The sequence below is a fragment of the bacterium genome, assembly GCA_019637795.1.
In the GTDB taxonomy this organism is placed as follows: Bacteria; Desulfobacterota; Binatia; order HRBIN30; family CADEER01; genus JAHBUY01.
The window spans coordinates 248,028-264,196 of the sequence record JAHBUY010000005.1 but is presented as its reverse complement, the minus strand read 5'-3'; the positions used below and the strand labels follow the sequence as shown (position 1 = coordinate 264,196).

The 16,169-nt window shown below is 73.4% G+C and carries 15 protein-coding genes; 3 read left to right on the top strand and 12 right to left on the bottom strand.

Annotated elements, in window-relative coordinates; translation table 11 throughout:
• The first annotated feature begins 14 nt into the window (after positions 1–14).
• Positions 15–2,543, top strand: coding sequence for a DUF748 domain-containing protein (locus tag KF840_18160; GenBank protein MBX3026836.1), 2,529 nt, complete (start codon positions 15–17; stop codon positions 2,541–2,543).
• Between the two features lie 692 nt (positions 2,544–3,235).
• On the opposite strand, the gene KF840_18155 is transcribed toward KF840_18160, so the two are convergent.
• Entirely contained in the window at positions 3,236–3,613 is a 378-nt protein-coding gene (locus KF840_18155) for an AAA family ATPase (protein ID MBX3026835.1), read from the bottom strand.
• A gap of 301 nt (positions 3,614–3,914) precedes the next feature.
• Positions 3,915–4,715 carry an SDR family oxidoreductase gene (locus tag KF840_18150; GenBank protein ID MBX3026834.1) on the bottom strand — a complete coding sequence of 267 codons (801 nt, stop codon included), beginning with the start codon at positions 4,713–4,715 and terminating at the stop codon, positions 3,915–3,917.
• 119 nt (positions 4,716–4,834) lie between these two features.
• Between KF840_18150 and KF840_18145 the strand changes: the two genes are divergently transcribed.
• Both KF840_18145 and KF840_18140 read left to right on the top strand, forming a co-directional pair.
• Positions 4,835–5,503, top strand: a complete 669-nt coding sequence (locus tag KF840_18145) for a hypothetical protein (protein ID MBX3026833.1) — start codon at positions 4,835–4,837, stop codon at positions 5,501–5,503.
• A gap of 89 nt (positions 5,504–5,592) precedes the next feature.
• Positions 5,593–5,931 (top strand): type II toxin-antitoxin system prevent-host-death family antitoxin, encoded by a 339-nt coding sequence (locus KF840_18140; GenBank protein MBX3026832.1) that lies wholly within the window; start codon positions 5,593–5,595, stop codon positions 5,929–5,931.
• On the opposite strand, the gene KF840_18135 is transcribed toward KF840_18140, so the two are convergent.
• The 10 genes from KF840_18135 to KF840_18090 form a co-directional block, all read right to left on the bottom strand.
• On the bottom strand, positions 5,921–6,694 hold the full coding sequence (locus KF840_18135) for an energy transducer TonB (GenBank protein ID MBX3026831.1): 774 nt from the start codon (positions 6,692–6,694) through the stop codon (positions 5,921–5,923). The two genes, KF840_18140 and KF840_18135, sit on opposite strands and share 11 nt — an antisense overlap.
• Entirely contained in the window at positions 6,691–7,488 is a 798-nt protein-coding gene (locus tag KF840_18130) for a heme ABC transporter ATP-binding protein (protein ID MBX3026830.1), read from the bottom strand. Before KF840_18130 ends, KF840_18135 begins: the two co-directional genes overlap by 4 nt.
• Positions 7,489–7,490: 2 nt before the next feature.
• Positions 7,491–8,573, bottom strand: coding sequence for an iron ABC transporter permease (locus KF840_18125; GenBank protein MBX3026829.1), 1,083 nt, complete (start codon positions 8,571–8,573; stop codon positions 7,491–7,493).
• On the bottom strand, positions 8,570–9,427 hold the full coding sequence (locus tag KF840_18120) for an ABC transporter substrate-binding protein (GenBank protein ID MBX3026828.1): 858 nt from the start codon (positions 9,425–9,427) through the stop codon (positions 8,570–8,572). The genes KF840_18125 and KF840_18120 overlap by 4 nt, the downstream gene beginning before the upstream one ends.
• A complete protein-coding gene (locus tag KF840_18115; GenBank protein MBX3026827.1) occupies positions 9,424–11,535 on the bottom strand; it encodes a TonB-dependent receptor in 2,112 nt (703 codons plus the stop codon). The genes KF840_18120 and KF840_18115 overlap by 4 nt, the downstream gene beginning before the upstream one ends.
• A gap of 13 nt (positions 11,536–11,548) precedes the next feature.
• Positions 11,549–12,493, bottom strand: coding sequence for a hypothetical protein (locus KF840_18110; GenBank protein MBX3026826.1), 945 nt, complete (start codon positions 12,491–12,493; stop codon positions 11,549–11,551).
• Positions 12,494–12,604: 111 nt separating this feature from the next.
• Positions 12,605–13,756, bottom strand: a complete 1,152-nt coding sequence (locus KF840_18105) for a hypothetical protein (protein MBX3026825.1) — start codon at positions 13,754–13,756, stop codon at positions 12,605–12,607.
• A gap of 92 nt (positions 13,757–13,848) precedes the next feature.
• Complete coding sequence (locus KF840_18100; protein MBX3026824.1) at positions 13,849–14,058, bottom strand: hypothetical protein; 210 nt, start codon at positions 14,056–14,058, stop codon at positions 13,849–13,851.
• Positions 14,042–14,383 (bottom strand): antibiotic biosynthesis monooxygenase, encoded by a 342-nt coding sequence (locus KF840_18095; GenBank protein MBX3026823.1) that lies wholly within the window; start codon positions 14,381–14,383, stop codon positions 14,042–14,044. The genes KF840_18100 and KF840_18095 overlap by 17 nt, the downstream gene beginning before the upstream one ends.
• A 295-nt stretch (positions 14,384–14,678) precedes the next feature.
• A complete protein-coding gene (locus KF840_18090) occupies positions 14,679–16,151 on the bottom strand; it encodes a metallo-mystery pair system four-Cys motif protein (GenBank protein ID MBX3026822.1) in 1,473 nt (490 codons plus the stop codon).
• Positions 16,152–16,169 lie beyond the last annotated feature (18 nt).

Here is a 16,169-nt window from a genome sequence, read left to right as displayed (position 1 = left end):
CTACACTGCCGCCGGTGAGCGCTCCGCAGGGACGTGGTGGCCGGTGGATGCGGCGGCTGTTGCTGGCCGGCCTGGCGGGTGTCCTGCTGCTGCTCCTCCTGGTCGCCCTGCTGCCGTGGCTGGCGCGGCCGCTGGTCGCCGGGGCGTTGAGCGTCGCCCTGCGCCGGCCGGTGTCGATCGCGGCGCTGCGCTGGGACCTCGCCGGTCTCGCCGTCGTCGCCGACGACGTCCGCATCGGCGCGCCGCCCGAGGTGGTGTCGGTGCGCCGGGTGACCGTCGTCGCCGCGGCGCGCGCCAGCGACTGGCGGCACGTCGTCCTGCGGCGCATCGCCGTCGAGGCGCCGAGCGGCGACGTGGCGCTGGACGATGTGCTGGGCGGCGACGAGGGCGGCGCGGCGGCGCGGCCGCCGGCGCTGCCGGTCGCGGTCTCGGTGCGCGAGCTCGTCATCAGCGACGCGGCGCTCACTCTGCACCCGCCGCGCGGCGCCGCGCAGGTGGCGCTGGTGGTCACCCGCGCCGCCGCCAGCGACCTCGCGCTCGGCAGCGGCGGGACCCTGGCGTTGAAGGGCGAGATCGACGGCACCGTCGACGGGGCGCCGCTCGGCGGCACGGTCGAGATCCATCTCGATGCCGACGGCAAGCGCGTCAGCGGCTCGCTGCGGGTGCAGCACCTGGCGCTCCGTTCCGCGGCGCTGCCGCTGCCGGCGGCGATCCGCTCGCTCGGCGGCACCGCCGACGCGACCGCCACGCTGGCGATCGGCGATCCCCCCGGACGCGCCGAGGTGCAGCTCGACCTGCGGGTCGGCGAGGTCGCGCTCGACACCGCGTACGGCGCGACGCTGCGCGCGGCGCGGGTCGAGGTGCCGGCGGCGCGGATCGATCTCGCTGGCCGTCGGATCGATCTCGGCGCCGTCAGCGTCCGCGATCCGGTGCTCGCTCTCGACCTCGCCGCGGCCGGACCGCCCGCCGCCGCGGGCCCGGCGGCGGCGGCGTGGTCGGTGCGCAGCGGACCGGTCAGCGTCCGCGGCGGCGAGGTGCGCCTCCGCCGCGGCGATGCCAGCACCGCGCTGCGCCTCCAACGCCTGCGCTGGGACGGCCTGCGCGAGGCGGCGGTGCCGTTGTCGCTCGCCGCCAGCGTCGCCGGCGGCGGCACGCTCGCGGTCGAGGGCCGGGTGCGGATCGATCCGTTGCGCGCCGATCTGACGCTGCGCGTCGACGCGCTGCCCGCGCCGCCCTGGACGCGGCTGCTCGACCTGCCGCTGCAACTCGCGCGCGGCGCGGTCAGCGGCACGGCGCAGATCGCCTATGACGATGGGCTGCGCAGCGTCAGCGGCGACCTGCAGGCCGCCGACGTCCATACCCTGCCGCCCGATCCGTCGCGGCCCACCGAGGTCCTGGCGGTCGCCACCGCCAGCGCCGCGTTCGCCTGGGTCCCGGGCGATCCGACCACGATCGACGTCAGCGCGGCGGCGCTGCGCTACCCCTATGCGATGGTGGTGCGCAGCGACGCCGGCACCTTTCCCTACTCGCTGCTCGGCGTCGGCGGCGCCGGCTCCGCCAGCGCCGGCGCGACGCCGGCGACGCTGCGGATCGCGCGCATGACGGTGGAATCCGGCAAGCTCGAATTCGTCGACGAGACGCTGGCGCCGCCGTTCTGGACGAGTCTCACCGACATCGCCGCCAGCGCCGAGCAGATCGCCATGCCGTCGGGCACCGTCGAGCGCTTCACCCTCGCCGGCAAGCGCGACGAGCTCAGCCCGGTGGTGATCGCCGGCACGCTCGGCGACGAGGGGCTGGGCGGCCGGGTCGAGGTCACCGACGTCCTGCTCGACTCGCTCAACCCCTACATCGCGCCGCGGCTCGGCTACCGGATCACCGCCGGCCGTCTCTCGACGGTGGCGACGGCGCATCCCAGACCCCCGCTCCTGGTGTCCGCCGCCGACGTGGTGCTGAAGGGCGTGGACGTGCTGCAGACCGGCACCGACGTCATCCTCGAGCAGAGCGGCGTGCCGCTGCCGATCGCCCTCAGTCTGATCGCCGACGTCGGCGGCCGGATCGACCTGCGGCTGCCGTTCTCGATCGACACCACCTCGGGCGACGTAGCGGTCGGATCGGTGCTGTGGCAGGCGGTGCGCAAGGCGCTGGTTGCGGCGCTCACCAGCCCGCTGCGCGTGCTCGGCAGCCTCTTCGGCACCGGCGGGGCGCCGCACGCCTTCGCCGTGGATCCGATCCCCTTCGCGGCCGGCAGCGCCACGCTCGACGCCGCCGGGCGGACGCGCGTCGCCGAGATCGCCCGCATCGTGCAGGCGCATCCGGGGCTGCTGCTGGTGCTCCTGCCGCAGCTCACCGATGGCGATGTCGCCGCGGTCAGCGCCGCCGGCGCCGCGGCCCTCGCCCGCGAGCGCAACGCGGCGGCGCGCGATGCCTTCCTCGGCGGCGGCCTGCCGCCGAAGCGCCTGCTGCTGGCGCCCTGGGCGCCGGACAAGGGCGCCCGCGCCACCGGCCGGCCGGGCGTGTACGTCGAGCTGCAGGACGCCGGCTGAGGATCGTCCAGCGGCGGCCAGCTCGGCGACCAGCGGGGCCCAGCCGTCGAGCATCGCCAGCACCGCGTCGGGCGCCGCCGGCGGGACGGCGAGGATGGCGCGCGCGATGCCCATGTCGCGGTAGCGGCGCAACTGATCGCCGTCGCCCGGCGCCCAGAAGAGGGAGAGCTCGATCGTGGCGGGATCGCGCCCCGCCGCGGTCGCCCTGTCGCGCAGGGCGGCGATGGCGCGCGGCAGGTCGCGCATCGCCAGGCCGATCGGCACCCAGCCGTCGCAATACGCGACCACCCGGTCGAGGCTCTTGCGCGAGGCGCTGCCGAGGATGATCAGCGGGTGCGGCTTCTGCCCCGGCTTGGGCAGCGACCAGATCGGGTCGAAGCCGCCCCCGCCAGCGCGAGCGCGCGCAGGCGTCCGCGGTTCAGAACAGGTCTCCGGCCGCCAGGCGGTGACAGAGCTCCGCTGCGGGCAGGAGAAGTTGACCAGCTCCGTATCCGACAGCGCCGCGATGTTGAGGAACGCGGAGAACGTCGGCAGGCGGCGCACCAGACCCTCGGCGGCGACCTCTTCCTTCAGGTAGTCGGCGACGTAGGCGTTCAGAAGCGGCTGCGGACGCTGCGCCAGATAGTGGCGGGGCAGGTAGCCGTGATTCACGAGCCGCGGCAGGTCGACGCCGGCGCCGATTTCTGCCGCCGTCAAGCCGAACAATTCGTGCCGCACCGCCCGCCCGCCGAGGAGGTTGGCGGCGCCGCGGCGCACCTTGCGCGCGCTCGATCCGCACGCGCGAACTGCACCCCGTGCTGCGCGAGGAGGCCGTGCACCTCATCCAGCAACTGCCGCACCTTCTGTACCTCGTCGATGACGACCTGCGCGACCGGCCGCTGACGCAGTTCCTCGCGCCGGCGCTCCGGGTTCTGCAGATAGCGGCGATAGTCCTCTGCGCGCAGGAGATCGATCCACATCGCCTCGGGATAGACCTCGCGCAGCCGCGTGGTCTTGCCCGCCTGGCGCGGGCCCCAGAGGAAGAACGTCTCCCTTCCCGGCGCTGGAAGCTGGAGGGATCTCTTGAACATGCACTTCAAATTATCATGATAATCTGAATCGGAAACATCGCTCATCGAGCCAGCCCTGCGGGCTGAAGCCAGCCGCTGCATCGGCGTGGCCAGCGTTCGCTGGTGTCGCGCGTATGCGCCGCAGTCTCCCCAGTCTCTCGGTGCCGAGGAGAGCGTTGGACGTTCGACGACTGGAACCGACTCCTGCCCGCCTTCCGCAGTGGCGTCGGGAGGCGTCTACCGGTCCGCGCCGCGTCCGAGCGCTGGTATGGAGCCGCGCGTGGCCGCCGACCGCGCGCCGAGCGCTTCGGTCGGGTGTGGCTCAGCCGCGGGCCTGGCCCATCCGCATCGCCACGTTGGCCATCGCCGCCTGCCAGCGGCGGGGCATGAAACGCAGGCTCCACGCCGCGACGGCGTTCATGGCGCCGGCCACCTTGCTCGGCGTGCCGCGCAGCATCGCCGTGATGCCGATCTCGGCCACCGGGCGGCTCGGCATCATCGACAGGCGCTGGTAGAGCGTGCGCGCTTGGCCGGCGACCGCGAGGAACTCGGTCTCGGTGACGCCGGGCGACAGCACCGACACCTTCACGTTGCTGCGGCGCAGCTCGTAGCTGAGCGCTTCGCCGAAGCTCAGCACGAACGCCTTGGCGGCGGAGTAGGTGGCGTAGGTCGGCGACGGCTGGTAGGCGCCGATCGACGAGACCTGCAGGATCCATCCGCTGTCGCGCCGCAGCATGTCGCGCACGAACAGCTTGGTGAGATGGACGAGGGCGATGATGTCGAGGCGCAGCATCTCCTCCTCGCGCTCCCAGAGCACCTCGGCGAACGGTCCCCAGACCCCGAAGCCGGCGTTGTTGATCAGCACGTCGACGGTGCGGTCCATGTCGCGCAGCCGATCGTACAGCGCCTGCGCGGCGCCGAGCGGCGACAGGCTCATGGCGATGACGTCGACGCGCACGCCGTGCGTGGCGATCAACTGGTCCGCCAGGGCGCGCAGGCGGTCCTCGCGCCGCGCCACCAGGACCAGGTGGCAGCCGCGCTCGGCGAGAATGGTGGCGAAGTCGAGGCCGAGCCCGCTCGAGGCGCCGGTGACCAGCGCCGTCCGTCCGTGCAGCACGTTCATGCGTTCCTCCTCCCGCCGGCGCGGGCGTCGCAGCCGTCCGCGCCGCCTGTAGCGCCGCGCCGGGGGCGGCTCAAGGGTCGCCGCTTCTCTTCCCCGGAACCGGGTGATAGCGGCGGAGGATGCGTCTCTCGCGCCCGATGCGCCACCTCGCGTCGTGCACCGGCGCCCTCGGCGTCGGCCTGCTGGCCGTCATCGGCCTCGCCGCTCCGGCGCGCGCCTTCAGCGGCCGCATCGCCTACTCGGGCGCGCTGGGGCCGATCAGCTCCCGGCGGCCGCTCTGCGTCTGCGTGTACACGCGGCCCGATCTCGGCAACCGCCTCGGCTGTCTGCTGTATTCGCGCAACGACGTCGCCTACGACCTCAGCAACCTCGGCGACCGCGACTACTACCTGATCGCCTTCGTCGACCTGCGCGTCAACGAGCGCCGCGATGCCGACGAGCCCTACGTCATCTTCGAGGGCCGCTCCGGCGCCCCCGGCGATCCCCTGAACGGGCGCTCCACCCGCGCCGACGTCGACTTCGTCTTCGGCGACGAGAACCTGGCGCCTGCGGCGACGCCGACCGAGACGCCGCCGATCGCGCCGACGCCGACGGTGACGACCTCTCCTGCGCTCGCCGGCGACTGCGACGGCGACGGCACGGTGTCGGTCGACGAGCTGGTGCGCGCCGTCGGCATCGCCCTCGAATCGGCGCCGCTGGCCGCGTGCCCCGCCGCCGATCGCGACGGCGACGGCACCGTCCGCATCGACGAGCTGATCGCCGCCCTCGGCGCCGCCCTGGCCGCCTGACGAGCGCTGCGCCGGCCGCGCCGGAGGGACGAAGCAGGGGCAGCTCCGTGGCTTTGACGGGGCTCGATCGAACGAGCCAGTCGGACCACATGAAGGCGGCGCCGGTGACGGATATGAAGAGTCGCCTCAGCCACTACCTGCGGGTCGTGGCGCGTGGCGAGAGCGTCACCATTCTCGATCGCGGCCGTCCCGTGGCGCGCCTGACGCGCGTCGAGGCGGACGACGCCGAGCTGGAGGCGCTGGTGGTCTCTGGGCTCGTCCGTTCCCCTCTGGCTGCGCTGCCACGGGCCTTTCTCAGCCGGCGCCTGCCGCGGGCGAGAACCTCCGTGTCGCGGGCGCTGGCCGAGGATCGCGAGGATCGCTTCCGAGCGTGCGCTACTGGGACGCATCCGCCCTGGCGGCCCGCTGTGTCGCCGATCAGCCGCTGACGTCGAAGCGCACCGGGACGGTGATCTGGATGCTGTCCCCCGCGAGCTCGGCGGGCAGCGGGTCGAACGGCGCGGCGCGCGCGACCATCGCGGTCGCCTCCTCGTCGAGCAGCTCGCTGCCGCTGGAGCGCTGGACGCTGACCGCGGCGGGGCGGCCGGCGCGGTCGATGACGATTCGCAGCGTCGCCGTGCCGGTGCTGCCGCGCCGCCGCGCCAGCGCCGGATAGCGCTTCACGGCCTCGAGGCGTCCGCGCAGGCGGCCGAGGTAGCCGGCGAGGGCGTTGCCCGCGGGATCGCCGGCGGTGCCCGGCCGATGTCCCGGACCGCTGCCAGCTCCACTGCCGCCGCCGGCGGCGTCGCTCGGCAGTCCGGCCGGCGCGCCCGCGGTCATCGGCGGTGGAGCCGCCTGCGCCGTCGCCGCGCGCGCCGGTCGCTGCGGCCGAACGACGGGGCGCGCGGCGGTCGTCAACTTCCCTTTCATCGCCTCCGGTCTAGCCGCCGGCGGCGCCGCCGCGACCAGCGGCGCCGGGTCTGGCGGCGCCGCCGCGGGCGGCCCGGCGCTCGCTCCGACGCCGCCGGCGTCGCGGGTGCCCAGGAGGGTGACGCGGATCGGCGCCGGCGGTGGCGGCGGCGCGACGGCCACCGCCATGCAGAGCGCGAGCAGGCCAAGGTGCAACAGCAGCGAGATCGCGATCGCCGGCGCGTGCGCTGGGCGGCGGCCGTTGCCCGGCGGTGCGTTCCATGTCTCGCAGGCGGTGGTCATCGCTGCGCCGGCATGCGGCGCGGCAGCACGACGGGGGCGGCGCCGTCCGGATGTTCGGCGATCACGACCTCGATCCCGAACACCGCCGTGATCAGCCGCGGACACAACACCTCGCGGGCGAGGCCGTCCGCCACCACCCGTCCGCCGGACAGCACGATGATGCGATCGGCGTGCGCCGCGGCCAGAGTGAGATCGTGCAACACGACCAGCACGCCGGTGCCGTCGCGTGCCCAGGCGCGGGCGCGTTCCAGCACCTGCTGCTGATGTGACAGATCGAGGGCCGCGGTCGGCTCGTCGAGCAGCAGGTAGCGTCCGCCGCTCGCCGGACGCTCCCAGATCTGCGCCAGTGCGCGCGCGAAGTGGACGCGCTGCCGCTCGCCGCCCGACAGCGTGGGGTAGGGCTGGTCGCGTAGGCCGCCGGCGCCGGCGGCGCGCAGCGCGGCATCGGCGATGGCGCGGTCGCCGGCGGCGCCGGCCCGCCCCCGGTGCGGGGCGCGGCCCAGCCGCACGACCTCGAGCGCCGTGAAGGCGAACGTCAACGCGCTGCGCTGCAACACCACGGCGCGCACGCGTGCCAGGGCGCGCGGCGACCAGACGGCGAGCGGACGATCCTCGCAGCGCACGACGCCACTGGCGGGTCGGCGATCGCCGGCGAGCGTCTCGAGCAGCGTCGACTTGCCCGCGCCGTTGGGACCGACCACGGCGACCAGCTCGCCGGGGGCGACGGCGACGCTGACCTCGCGCAGCAGCGTCGCCGAGCCGGCGCGGACGGTGAGGGCGCGGCCGCTCAGCACGATCACTCCTCGACCCGGGCCCGCCGCAACAGGAAGAGGAAGAACGGCGCGCCGACCAACGCGGTGACCACGCCGAGCGGCAGCTCTGCCGGGGCGACGGCGGTGCGCGCCGCGACGTCGGCGCCGACCAGCAGCGCGGCGCCGAGCGCCATCGAGCCGGGGATCACCACGCGATGGTCCGGCCCGCCGGCGAGACGGACGAGGTGCGGCACGACCAGGCCGACGAAGGCGATGACGCCGCTCAGCGCTACCGCCGCGCCGACGCCGAGCGCCATGAGCAGCACGGTGCGGCGCTGCAGGCGTTCCACGTCGATGCCGAGATGGCGCGCCTCGCGCTCGCCGAGCAGCAGGAGATTCAGCGGCCGCGCCGACGCCAGGAGCCCGAGCAGCGAGGCGACGAGCAGGGGCGCGGCGATGCCGAGCCCCTGCCAGGTGACGCTGCCGAGGCTGCCGAGCGTCCAGAAGGTGAGGGAACGGAGCTGGGCATCGTTGGCGGCGAAGGCGAGCAGGCCGGTGCCGGCGCCGGCGAGCGCGTTGACCGCGATGCCGGCGAGGAGCAGGGTCGCCGGCGCCGTGCGGCCGTCGCGGTTGGCGATGCCGTACACCGCGGCGGTGGCGGCGAGGCCGCCGAGGAAGGCCGCCGCCGGCAGCGCCGCCAGGCGCAGCCAGTCGGGCGCCCACGCCGGCGCCGGAGTCAGCGCGACGACGGCGGTCGCCGCGCCGAGCGCGGCGCCGGCGGCGGTGCCGATCAGGGCCGGATCGGCGAGTGGATTGCGGAACAGCGCCTGCACCGCGGCGCCGCCGCCCGCGAGGGTCGCGCCGGCGAGGGCGCCGAACAGCGCCCGCGGCAGGCGGATCGCGAACAGCACCGCGTCCTGGCGGGACGCGTCGGCCCACGTCGCCGTGCCCCAGCCGCCGCGCGCCGCGACGAGCGCGAGCAGATCGGCCGGGGCGATCGGCACCGCGCCGATGCCGAGCGCCGCCAGCACGGCGAGCGGCACCAGCGCCGCGAGCACGGCCAGCGGTACGGCGCGCGGCAGCCGCGCCCCGCGGCGGGGCTCGGCCGCCGGCGCCAGCAGGGTCATCGGGCCGCGACCTCCGGGTGCAAGTGGCGGCCGAGGTCGCGCACGGCGTCGCCGAGGCGCGGTCCGAAGCCGAGCAGGTACAGGTCGTCCATGACCACGAGCCGGCGCGCCTGGCCGGCGGGGGTTTGGGCGAGGCCGGGCTGGGTCCAGATGGCGGCGGCGCCGCCGGCGGCGTCGACGCCGCGGCTGAGCATCAGGAGCACGTCCGGCGCTGCCGCCACCACCGCCTCGGAGGTCAGGGCCTTGAACCCCTCGATCTCGGCGACGGCGTTGCGGCCGCCGGCGAGGCGGATCATCGCGTCAGGCCCGGTGTCGCGCCCGGCGACCGCCAGGCTGCCGGCGCGGGCATAGACGAAGAGCACGCGCGGCGCCGACGTGGCCACCGCGCGCTCGCGCTCGGCCGCGGCGAGGGCGCCGCGCATGGCGGCGATCAGTCGCTCGCCCTCCGCCGCGCGATCGAGCCGCGCGGCGACCTGCGCGATCTTGTTGGCGGCGCCGTCGGCGCTGTCGGCGGTGGGGATGACGTCGACCCGCACGCCAGCAGCGCGGAGCTGGTCGAGCGCGGCCGGCGGTCCGGCCTGATCGCTGGCGAGGATCAGCGTTGGCCGCAGGGCCAGCACGCCCTCGGCGGAGAGCTGGCGCTGATAGCCGATCTTCGGCAGGGCAGCGGTGGCGGGCGGATGGACGCTGGAGGTGTCGGCGCCGACGACATGGTCGCCGGCGCCGAGCGCGTAGACGATCTCGGTGACGTCGCCGCCGATGGTGACCAGCCGCTGCGGCGGATCGGTGGCGGCGCCGGCGGTCCCGGTCCCGAGCGCGGCGCAGAGGGTGAGAATGACGGCAGACGGTCTCATAGCTCGAATTGCACTCCTGCGAGGAAGGCGCGGCGGCTGACCACGGCGCCCATCTGCCCGAGCGTCGGCGCCTCCACGCGGTTGTCGAAGATGTTCTGCCCTTCGAGGAAGACCGTGGTGTAGCGCAGTGCCGGGCCGAGGCCGCCGTCCTGATCGATGAACCAGAGCAGGCGGTCGAGCTGGGCGCTGAGCTTGACGCTCCACAGCCAGTGGGCGGCGATGACCGTGTTGCCGTCCGTGCCGGGCAGGGTCGGCGGATCGTTGGGCAAGGCCGCGTACATGTTGTCCTCGTACTCGCCCCAGACCTGCAGCGCGCTGCCGAGCGGCAGGTACTCGTAGCTGAGCGCCGGCAGGAAGCGGTTGGGCGGACGGAACGGCAGCGCGTCGCCGTCGCTGCCGAGCGGGCAGCCGCTCTCGCACTGCGAGTCGAGATAGCCGTAGCTCAGATCGAGCCGCAGGCGATGGGCGGTGAGCGGCCACCACGGCATCGCCGAGAAGTCCGTGGACACCGTCAGCTCGATGCCCTGGGCGAGGGCCCGCGCCGCGTTCTGGTACTGGAAGACCTGCTGCGGGCCGCCGGCCGGGCAGGGCGGCAGGCCGCTGATCCCGCAGACCGAGTTGATGAAGATCAGGTCGTCGAAGTCGTGGCGGTAGAAGATGAGGAAGCCGCTGACGCCGACCAGCGGTTGGAAATCGAGCTGGAGATTCCACGCCAGGTCGGTTTCCGGTTGCAGGTTCGGGTTGCCGAGGATGGCGTAGCCGAAGCCGGGCGACGGGGTGTTGATGTCCTCGCTGTAGAGCTCGAGCAGGTTGGGGGCTCGGTAGCCGCGGGCGACGATGCCGGTGAGCCGATAGTCGCGCGTCGGACGCCAGGCGACGCTGAGGCGCGGGTTCAGGTCGGCGCCGTAGAGGCGGTGGGCGTCGATGCTGGTCCCGAGCACGGTCGAGACCCGTTCGCCGATCAGGATCTCGTCTTGCAGATAGGCGCTGTTCAGCCAGGCGTACTGGTCGACGTCGGGGCTGACGCCGAAGCCGCGGCTGTCGATCGTCTCATAGCGGAAGCGATCGCCGGCGGTCAGCAGGTGCGACTCCCCGCAGAGGCCGCTGGCGATGGTGCGCAGGACGCGCGGCTCGGCGACGACGTCGCTGTACCGGGTGTCCTCTTCGAAGCCCGGCAGTGAGTTGTCGCGGGTGAAGCCGTACCAACTGGCGCCGAAGGTCGGTTCCCAGGCCTCGCTCAGGCGCCAGCGCCAGTCGCCGCCGATGGTGGTGTTGGCGCGCGTGCTGTCCGGCCCCTCGCGGATCGGGTTGTAGTCGGCGTTGAGGCTGAGGAGATGCCCGGTCGCCGGTTCGTAGTCGAGGTCCACCGAGAGGTCGTTGCGCACCTGCGTGGCGTTCGAGTCCTCGAACTGGCGGCTGATCGCTCCGTAGAGCTGCGCCAGCGCCACCTCGTTGTGCTGGTACGACAGAAAGTAGCCGATCGGTCCCAGGCGCCAGCCGTGGCTGGCTTCCACCAGCAGGCTGTCGGCGGTGCCGGCGGCGGTGGTCAGCGACGCGTGCGGCTCCGTGCTGCCCTCGCGGGTGACGATGTTGATCACGCCGCCCATCGCGTCGCTGCCGTAGATGCTCGACGCCGGGCCGCGGATGACCTCGATACGTTCGACGTCCTCGACGGCGATGTCGCGCAGGTCGACGACGCCGTTGACGCCGCCGCGGAAGCGGCGGCCGTTGCGCAGCACCGCCACCTGGTTGGCGTTCGTGCCCTGCATCCGCACGGTGCTGGCGCCGAGGCCGAACTGCTCGTTCTGGCGGACGTAGATGCCGGGGATGCGGTTGAGCGCCTGCGCGATGTCGCGCGCCGACACCGCTTCGATCTCCTGGCGCGAGATCACCTGCACGGGCACCGGCGCCTCGTCGACCGAGTATTCGGTGCGCGTGCCGGTGACGACGATGTCGTCGAGGGCGTGCACCGGCTCCGCTGCCGCTTCGGGCGGCGGCGCCGTCTCCTGGGCGCGGCTCGGTGTGAGCGCGGGGGCGCAGAGCATGGCGACGAATCCGATCACGGCCGCCCCCGCGGCGTGGCGCGCCACGGGGGCGAGCACGAGCATGGCACCGATCGACTCAGCAGCCGCCCAACGCCGCATTGACGGCGCGTACCAGCTCGTCGATCGCGACCCGTCCGTCGCCGTCGGCGTCGAGGGCGGCGCAGTCGCCACCGCCGCCCAGACCCATGGCGACGCCGAGCACGATTTCGTCGATCGTCACCACTCCGTCGCCGTTGCAGTCACCGGCACAGGTGCTCGGCGCGCTCGGCGCCGCGGAGGCGATTGGCGTGGGCGTGGCGGGCATGGCGGTGGTGGTCGGCGTCGGCGTGCCCGCGACCTCGGGGTCGAGGTCGACGCGGAGGTACGGCAGAAACGAGCCGTTGACCCCCGGTGGGCCGGCGCCGTGGTCGCCGAGATTGTCGAGCGACGTGGCGCTCGGCGAGTCGGTGGTGCGGAAGACGACGCCGACGGCGACGGGGGCGGCGGCGAGGATGGCGAGCACGTCCCCCGTGACGTCGACCTCGAAGACCAGCGGGCCGGTCTGGGCCAGCGTCTGGTCGGTGATGCGGCCCTTGGGTTCGACGATGTGCGCCGGCCGGCCGATCTCCAGGTGATCGGCGATCGTCACCACGCCGTCGCCGGCGTAGAGGTGAATGAGCATGCGCTGGCTGGCGGTGCCGCGGAAGCTGGTCCCGGGGCCGAAGGTGCCGATGACGTCGTCGATGTTGAATACCAGCGTCGCCGAGCGCAGGCCGGCGACGGCGTTCGCCGGCAGGGCGGCGATCGGAAACTCACCGATGCCGCGCACTTCGGTGATGCCGAGCTGCAGGCCGATGGCCAGTGTGTTGTAGCCGGTGGGGAAGTCCGGCACGCCGTCGAACAGCGCCAGCATGGGGAAGCCGTCGACGATGGAGTCGAACGCGGCGCCCTGTTCGACACCGACGACGACCTCGTCGGCGCCGGCGGGAGGGGTGGCGAGCGCCAGCAGGACGGCGATCAGGGCGGAAAGGCGGTTGCGCATGTCGATGCTCCGGCAGGCAGTGCACGCGGCCGGCCGGCGGATCCGGGGGCCGCGCCGCGGAGACCGCGGCGCGGCGTGACCACCGGCCGGTCGCGTGTTCGGTTCAGGCGCTCAGTTGCCACACAGCGCCGGATAGGTGCCGTCGAGCCCGACGGCGGTGATCACTGCGCACGCGGTGGCGTATTCCGCGGCCACCGCAGTGGAGACCTGGGCGCGGTGTTGGCCGGCGATACAGCTCGCGACGTCGGCGAAGCTGGCGGCGCTGGGCGAGCACGGCGTGCCGAGGTCGATGGGAAGCAGCCCGGCGCACTTCTTGGCGATCGCGGCGGTGAGCTGGGCGATCGCCTTGCCGACCTTCGAGCCCGGATCGGCGGGCGCCAGCGCGGCGGCGCACTTGGCGCTGATGGCGCCGAAGGCGCCGCCCTCGGCAGCGGCCCTGAGCGCGCCGTTGAGACACGTCACCAGTGCGCCGTGCAGCGTCCTGGTCAGCTTCGCGCCGCCCTTGCTGATCGCCGCCTGACAGCCGAGCTGCAATTTGTCGTACGTCGGCGGCTCGCTCGCCACGGTGGCGACGGTCAGGTACGGCATGCGCGAGCCGTTGACGCCGGCGGGTCCGGCGCCGCTGAAGCCGAGGTTGTCGATCGACGTCGCGGTGCCGGCGTCGGTGGTGGTGAAGACGATGCCCATGTGGGTGGCGTGACCGTCGAGCAGGGCGCGGAGCGCGGCCGTGACGTCGACGTGGAAGAACAGCGGTCCGGTGACCGCCAGCGTGGCGTCGGTGATGACGCCGTGCGAGGTGGTGTCGACCACCGCCAGCGGCGCGCCGGCGACGTTGCCGAAATCGGCGAGGTCGATCACGCCGTTGCCAGCGTAGCGGAACAGCACGATGGTCGACGCGGCGACGCCGCTGAAGGTCGTTCCCGGCCCGAAGGTGCCGATGACGTCGTCGATGTTGAACGTCAGTGTCGCGGTGGCGATGTCGGACGAGGCGAGACCCGCGAGCGGCGCCAGCGGCAGCTCGACGATGCCGCGCTCCTCGGTCACGCCGGGCTGTAGCGCGACCGCCATGGCGTTGCCGGCGAAATCGCCGATGCCGTCGGGCGCCAGGCCCGGGGGCGGGAAGGGGAAGCCGTCGAGGATGCCGTCGATGACGGTGCCGGCGGTGCTGTCGTCGATGACGATGGTGTCGGCGCGGGCGCTCGCGGCGAAGGCGAGGCCGAGGGCCAACGTGGTGAGAAGGGTGCGGACGTCGTGAACGGTCATGGGTGATCTCCTCCAGAGCGTGGGCGACGGAGGTCGCCGCGTTGGTGATGAGGGCTCTGGGTGATCACCGCTGGCCGCTGGCTGGGCGGGCGCTACGTGGGCGGTGGGCGGGCGTCGGGCACCGGGACGACGACGTGGCGCTTGCAGCGGCGGCACTTCAGCTCGAGGCCGGCCGGCGTCCAGCGCGCGAGGAGGCTGCCACAGGGGCAGCGGACGTCGCCGTCCGTTGCCGTGGCGTGGCCATGGCAGGGCGCCGACACGGCCTGCCAGCCGCCGGCGAGTGAATCAGGCCGATGCGCCATGGCCCGCGGCCTCGGATGGCGGCGCGCTGTGGAACACCTCGTGGATTTCGAGGTGCGGGTGCTGGGTGAAGGTCCCCGCCGGCAGGGTACCGATGCGGGCGTGTCCGCGCCTGAACTCCTCACTATGGGTCCAGGCCTCGAACGACGACCGCGAACGCCACTGGGTGAGGATGACGTACGGCTGCCCAGCGGCGGTGGGGCGCAGCAGGTGGATGGCGACGAAGCCCGGCATCGAGTCGACCAGCGCGACGCGGGTCTCCAGCATCGACTCGAATGCGTCGCGGTGCGCGTCGGCGACGTGGATGCGGTTGGCGACCAGGATCATGTTTCCCCTCCGATGCGAATGTTCCGTGCAGACGGCGGGCGTCCTGCGCCGCGCGCACCGGCAGTCCGGCGCGGCCATGTGAGACGACTCACATATTGAGAATGATTTTCAAAGTCAAGCGATGCTGCGAGGAGGACGCCGCGCAGGTGTGGTGCCATGGGCACGCCCCGATCGGAGCGCGGGCGAGCGGCGAGGTCGCGGCAGGGCGAAGGTGGCGACACCTTCGCCCTGCCGCGATGCGTGGCCCCCGTGGGCCAGGTGCTCGCCGCGTCGGAGGTCTTCGACCGCTTCGAGGCTAGTTGTGGTGCGCAGAGCCCTCGGCCGGCGTGAAGGACAGCGTCAGGTCGCTGGAGCTCTCGTAGCCGGAGGCGGTGGTGGTGACCTTGAAGGACACCGAGTAGCTGCGCGTCGGGGTGCCGGTGGGCAGCGCCAGTTGGGCTTGCATGTCGGCGTGGAAGTCGGGCGCGCTGCCGAGCAGCACGGTGGCGCCGACGCGGTCGAGCGTGGTGTCGCCGAGGCGCATCGTCAGGCCGGCGTCGAGGGCGGTGATCTCCAGGGTCACCGGCGTGTCGGCCGCCAGCGCGTACAGCGATTCGTCGGGCTCGCTCTCGGCGAGCGGCTCGATACCGGGGTTCACCGTGGTGAAGACCTGCGTGCCGCCGGTGCACTCGTCGTCGCTGCCGCCGAGGCAGTCGGAGAGCGAAGCGGGGATCGCTTCGCTGGTGTCGAATTCGGGGTGCAGGAGGAGGGCGCCGCCGTTCTCCTCCGTCGAGGCGACGAAGACCTCGCGGTGGCCGTCGTCGGTCGCGGGGCGGCCGGCGCGGAAGAAGCGCTGGCCGCTGATCGGGGTGCCGGCGGGGAAGGCGAGGCCGAAGCTGTTGAACAGCGGTCCGCAGTCGGCGTCAGTCGGCGACGACATGCATCCCGGGTCGGTGTTGGGGGCGTTCTCGTCGATGTCGTTCTGCGACAGCAGCGCCTTGAGATCGGCGATGACGACGTCGTGGGTGATGTCGAAGCTGCCGAGCGCGACGGTCGCGACGTTGGGCGCCGAGCAGGACGTCGGCGGCCGGCTCGGTCCCTCGCCGACGCAGCCGGTGCTGCCGAGGTGGATGCGGAACTTGTCGTCGGCGGTGTCGACGCGGACGAACTTGTAGCCGAACTGCCAGTTCCAGAACATCGCCGTGAAATTGAGCGGCGACGGCGCGGTGGCGGCGTTGCCGTGGTTGAGGTCGAACGGCAGACCGAGGTTGAACGTGAGACCGGTGTAGACGCCCGGCGGCACGGTGCCGCGCAGGGTGGTGTTGGTCGCCTCGTTGCCGAACGCCGCGCAGGCGCCGGCGCCGTTCTCGAGGTCGATCAGGGCGACGTTCTGGTACTGCCAGATGCCGTCCTGTTCGAGCTGCACCGGCACCTCCGTGCCGCCCGGGGTGACCAGGCGGACGTCGGAGACGTAGAAGCGGAAGTCGGACGGCACGAACTGCGAGTCGCCGGTGCCGATGCCGGAGTACGACTGCCCGCAGGCGAAGGGCCGGTCGCCGACCATGCCCTTGAACTCGATCGCGACCGGGCGCTCGGGGCAGCCGCCGAGGGCGTTGTTCACCGCCGTGATCAGCTCGTTGACGGCGACGACGCCATTGCCGTCGGCGTCGCCGACGCACTGGCCGTTGGTGTCGAGGCCGGGCGTGTGCTCGTGCGCCCGGGCACGGGAGGCGGCGGCCGCCGCGAGGGCGAGTCCGCAGGCCAGGATGATGCGGGATGCGTTGCGCATGTCTCCTCCTAGAGATGC

Excerpts from the sequence above, each read along its gene's own strand:
- KF840_18100 (MBX3026824.1), bottom strand. The coding sequence starts at position 14,058 with ATGGCGCATCGGCCTGATTCACTCGCCGGCGGCTGGCAGGCCGTGTCG.
- KF840_18140 (MBX3026832.1), top strand. The coding sequence starts at position 5,593 with ATGAAGGCGGCGCCGGTGACGGATATGAAGAGTCGCCTCAGCCACTAC.
- KF840_18120 (MBX3026828.1), bottom strand. The coding sequence starts at position 9,427 with ATGAGACCGTCTGCCGTCATTCTCACCCTCTGCGCCGCGCTCGGGACC.
- KF840_18095 (MBX3026823.1), bottom strand. The coding sequence starts at position 14,383 with ATGATCCTGGTCGCCAACCGCATCCACGTCGCCGACGCGCACCGCGAC.
- KF840_18155 (MBX3026835.1), bottom strand. The coding sequence starts at position 3,613 with ATGTTCAAGAGATCCCTCCAGCTTCCAGCGCCGGGAAGGGAGACGTTC.
- KF840_18135 (MBX3026831.1), bottom strand. The coding sequence starts at position 6,694 with ATGACCACCGCCTGCGAGACATGGAACGCACCGCCGGGCAACGGCCGC.
- KF840_18090 (MBX3026822.1), bottom strand. The coding sequence starts at position 16,151 with ATGCGCAACGCATCCCGCATCATCCTGGCCTGCGGACTCGCCCTCGCG.
- KF840_18125 (MBX3026829.1), bottom strand. The coding sequence starts at position 8,573 with ATGACCCTGCTGGCGCCGGCGGCCGAGCCCCGCCGCGGGGCGCGGCTG.
- KF840_18110 (MBX3026826.1), bottom strand. The coding sequence starts at position 12,493 with ATGCGCAACCGCCTTTCCGCCCTGATCGCCGTCCTGCTGGCGCTCGCC.
- KF840_18150 (MBX3026834.1), bottom strand. The coding sequence starts at position 4,715 with ATGAACGTGCTGCACGGACGGACGGCGCTGGTCACCGGCGCCTCGAGC.
- KF840_18105 (MBX3026825.1), bottom strand. The coding sequence starts at position 13,756 with ATGACCGTTCACGACGTCCGCACCCTTCTCACCACGTTGGCCCTCGGC.
- KF840_18115 (MBX3026827.1), bottom strand. The coding sequence starts at position 11,535 with ATGCTCGTGCTCGCCCCCGTGGCGCGCCACGCCGCGGGGGCGGCCGTG.
- KF840_18145 (MBX3026833.1), top strand. The coding sequence starts at position 4,835 with ATGCGTCTCTCGCGCCCGATGCGCCACCTCGCGTCGTGCACCGGCGCC.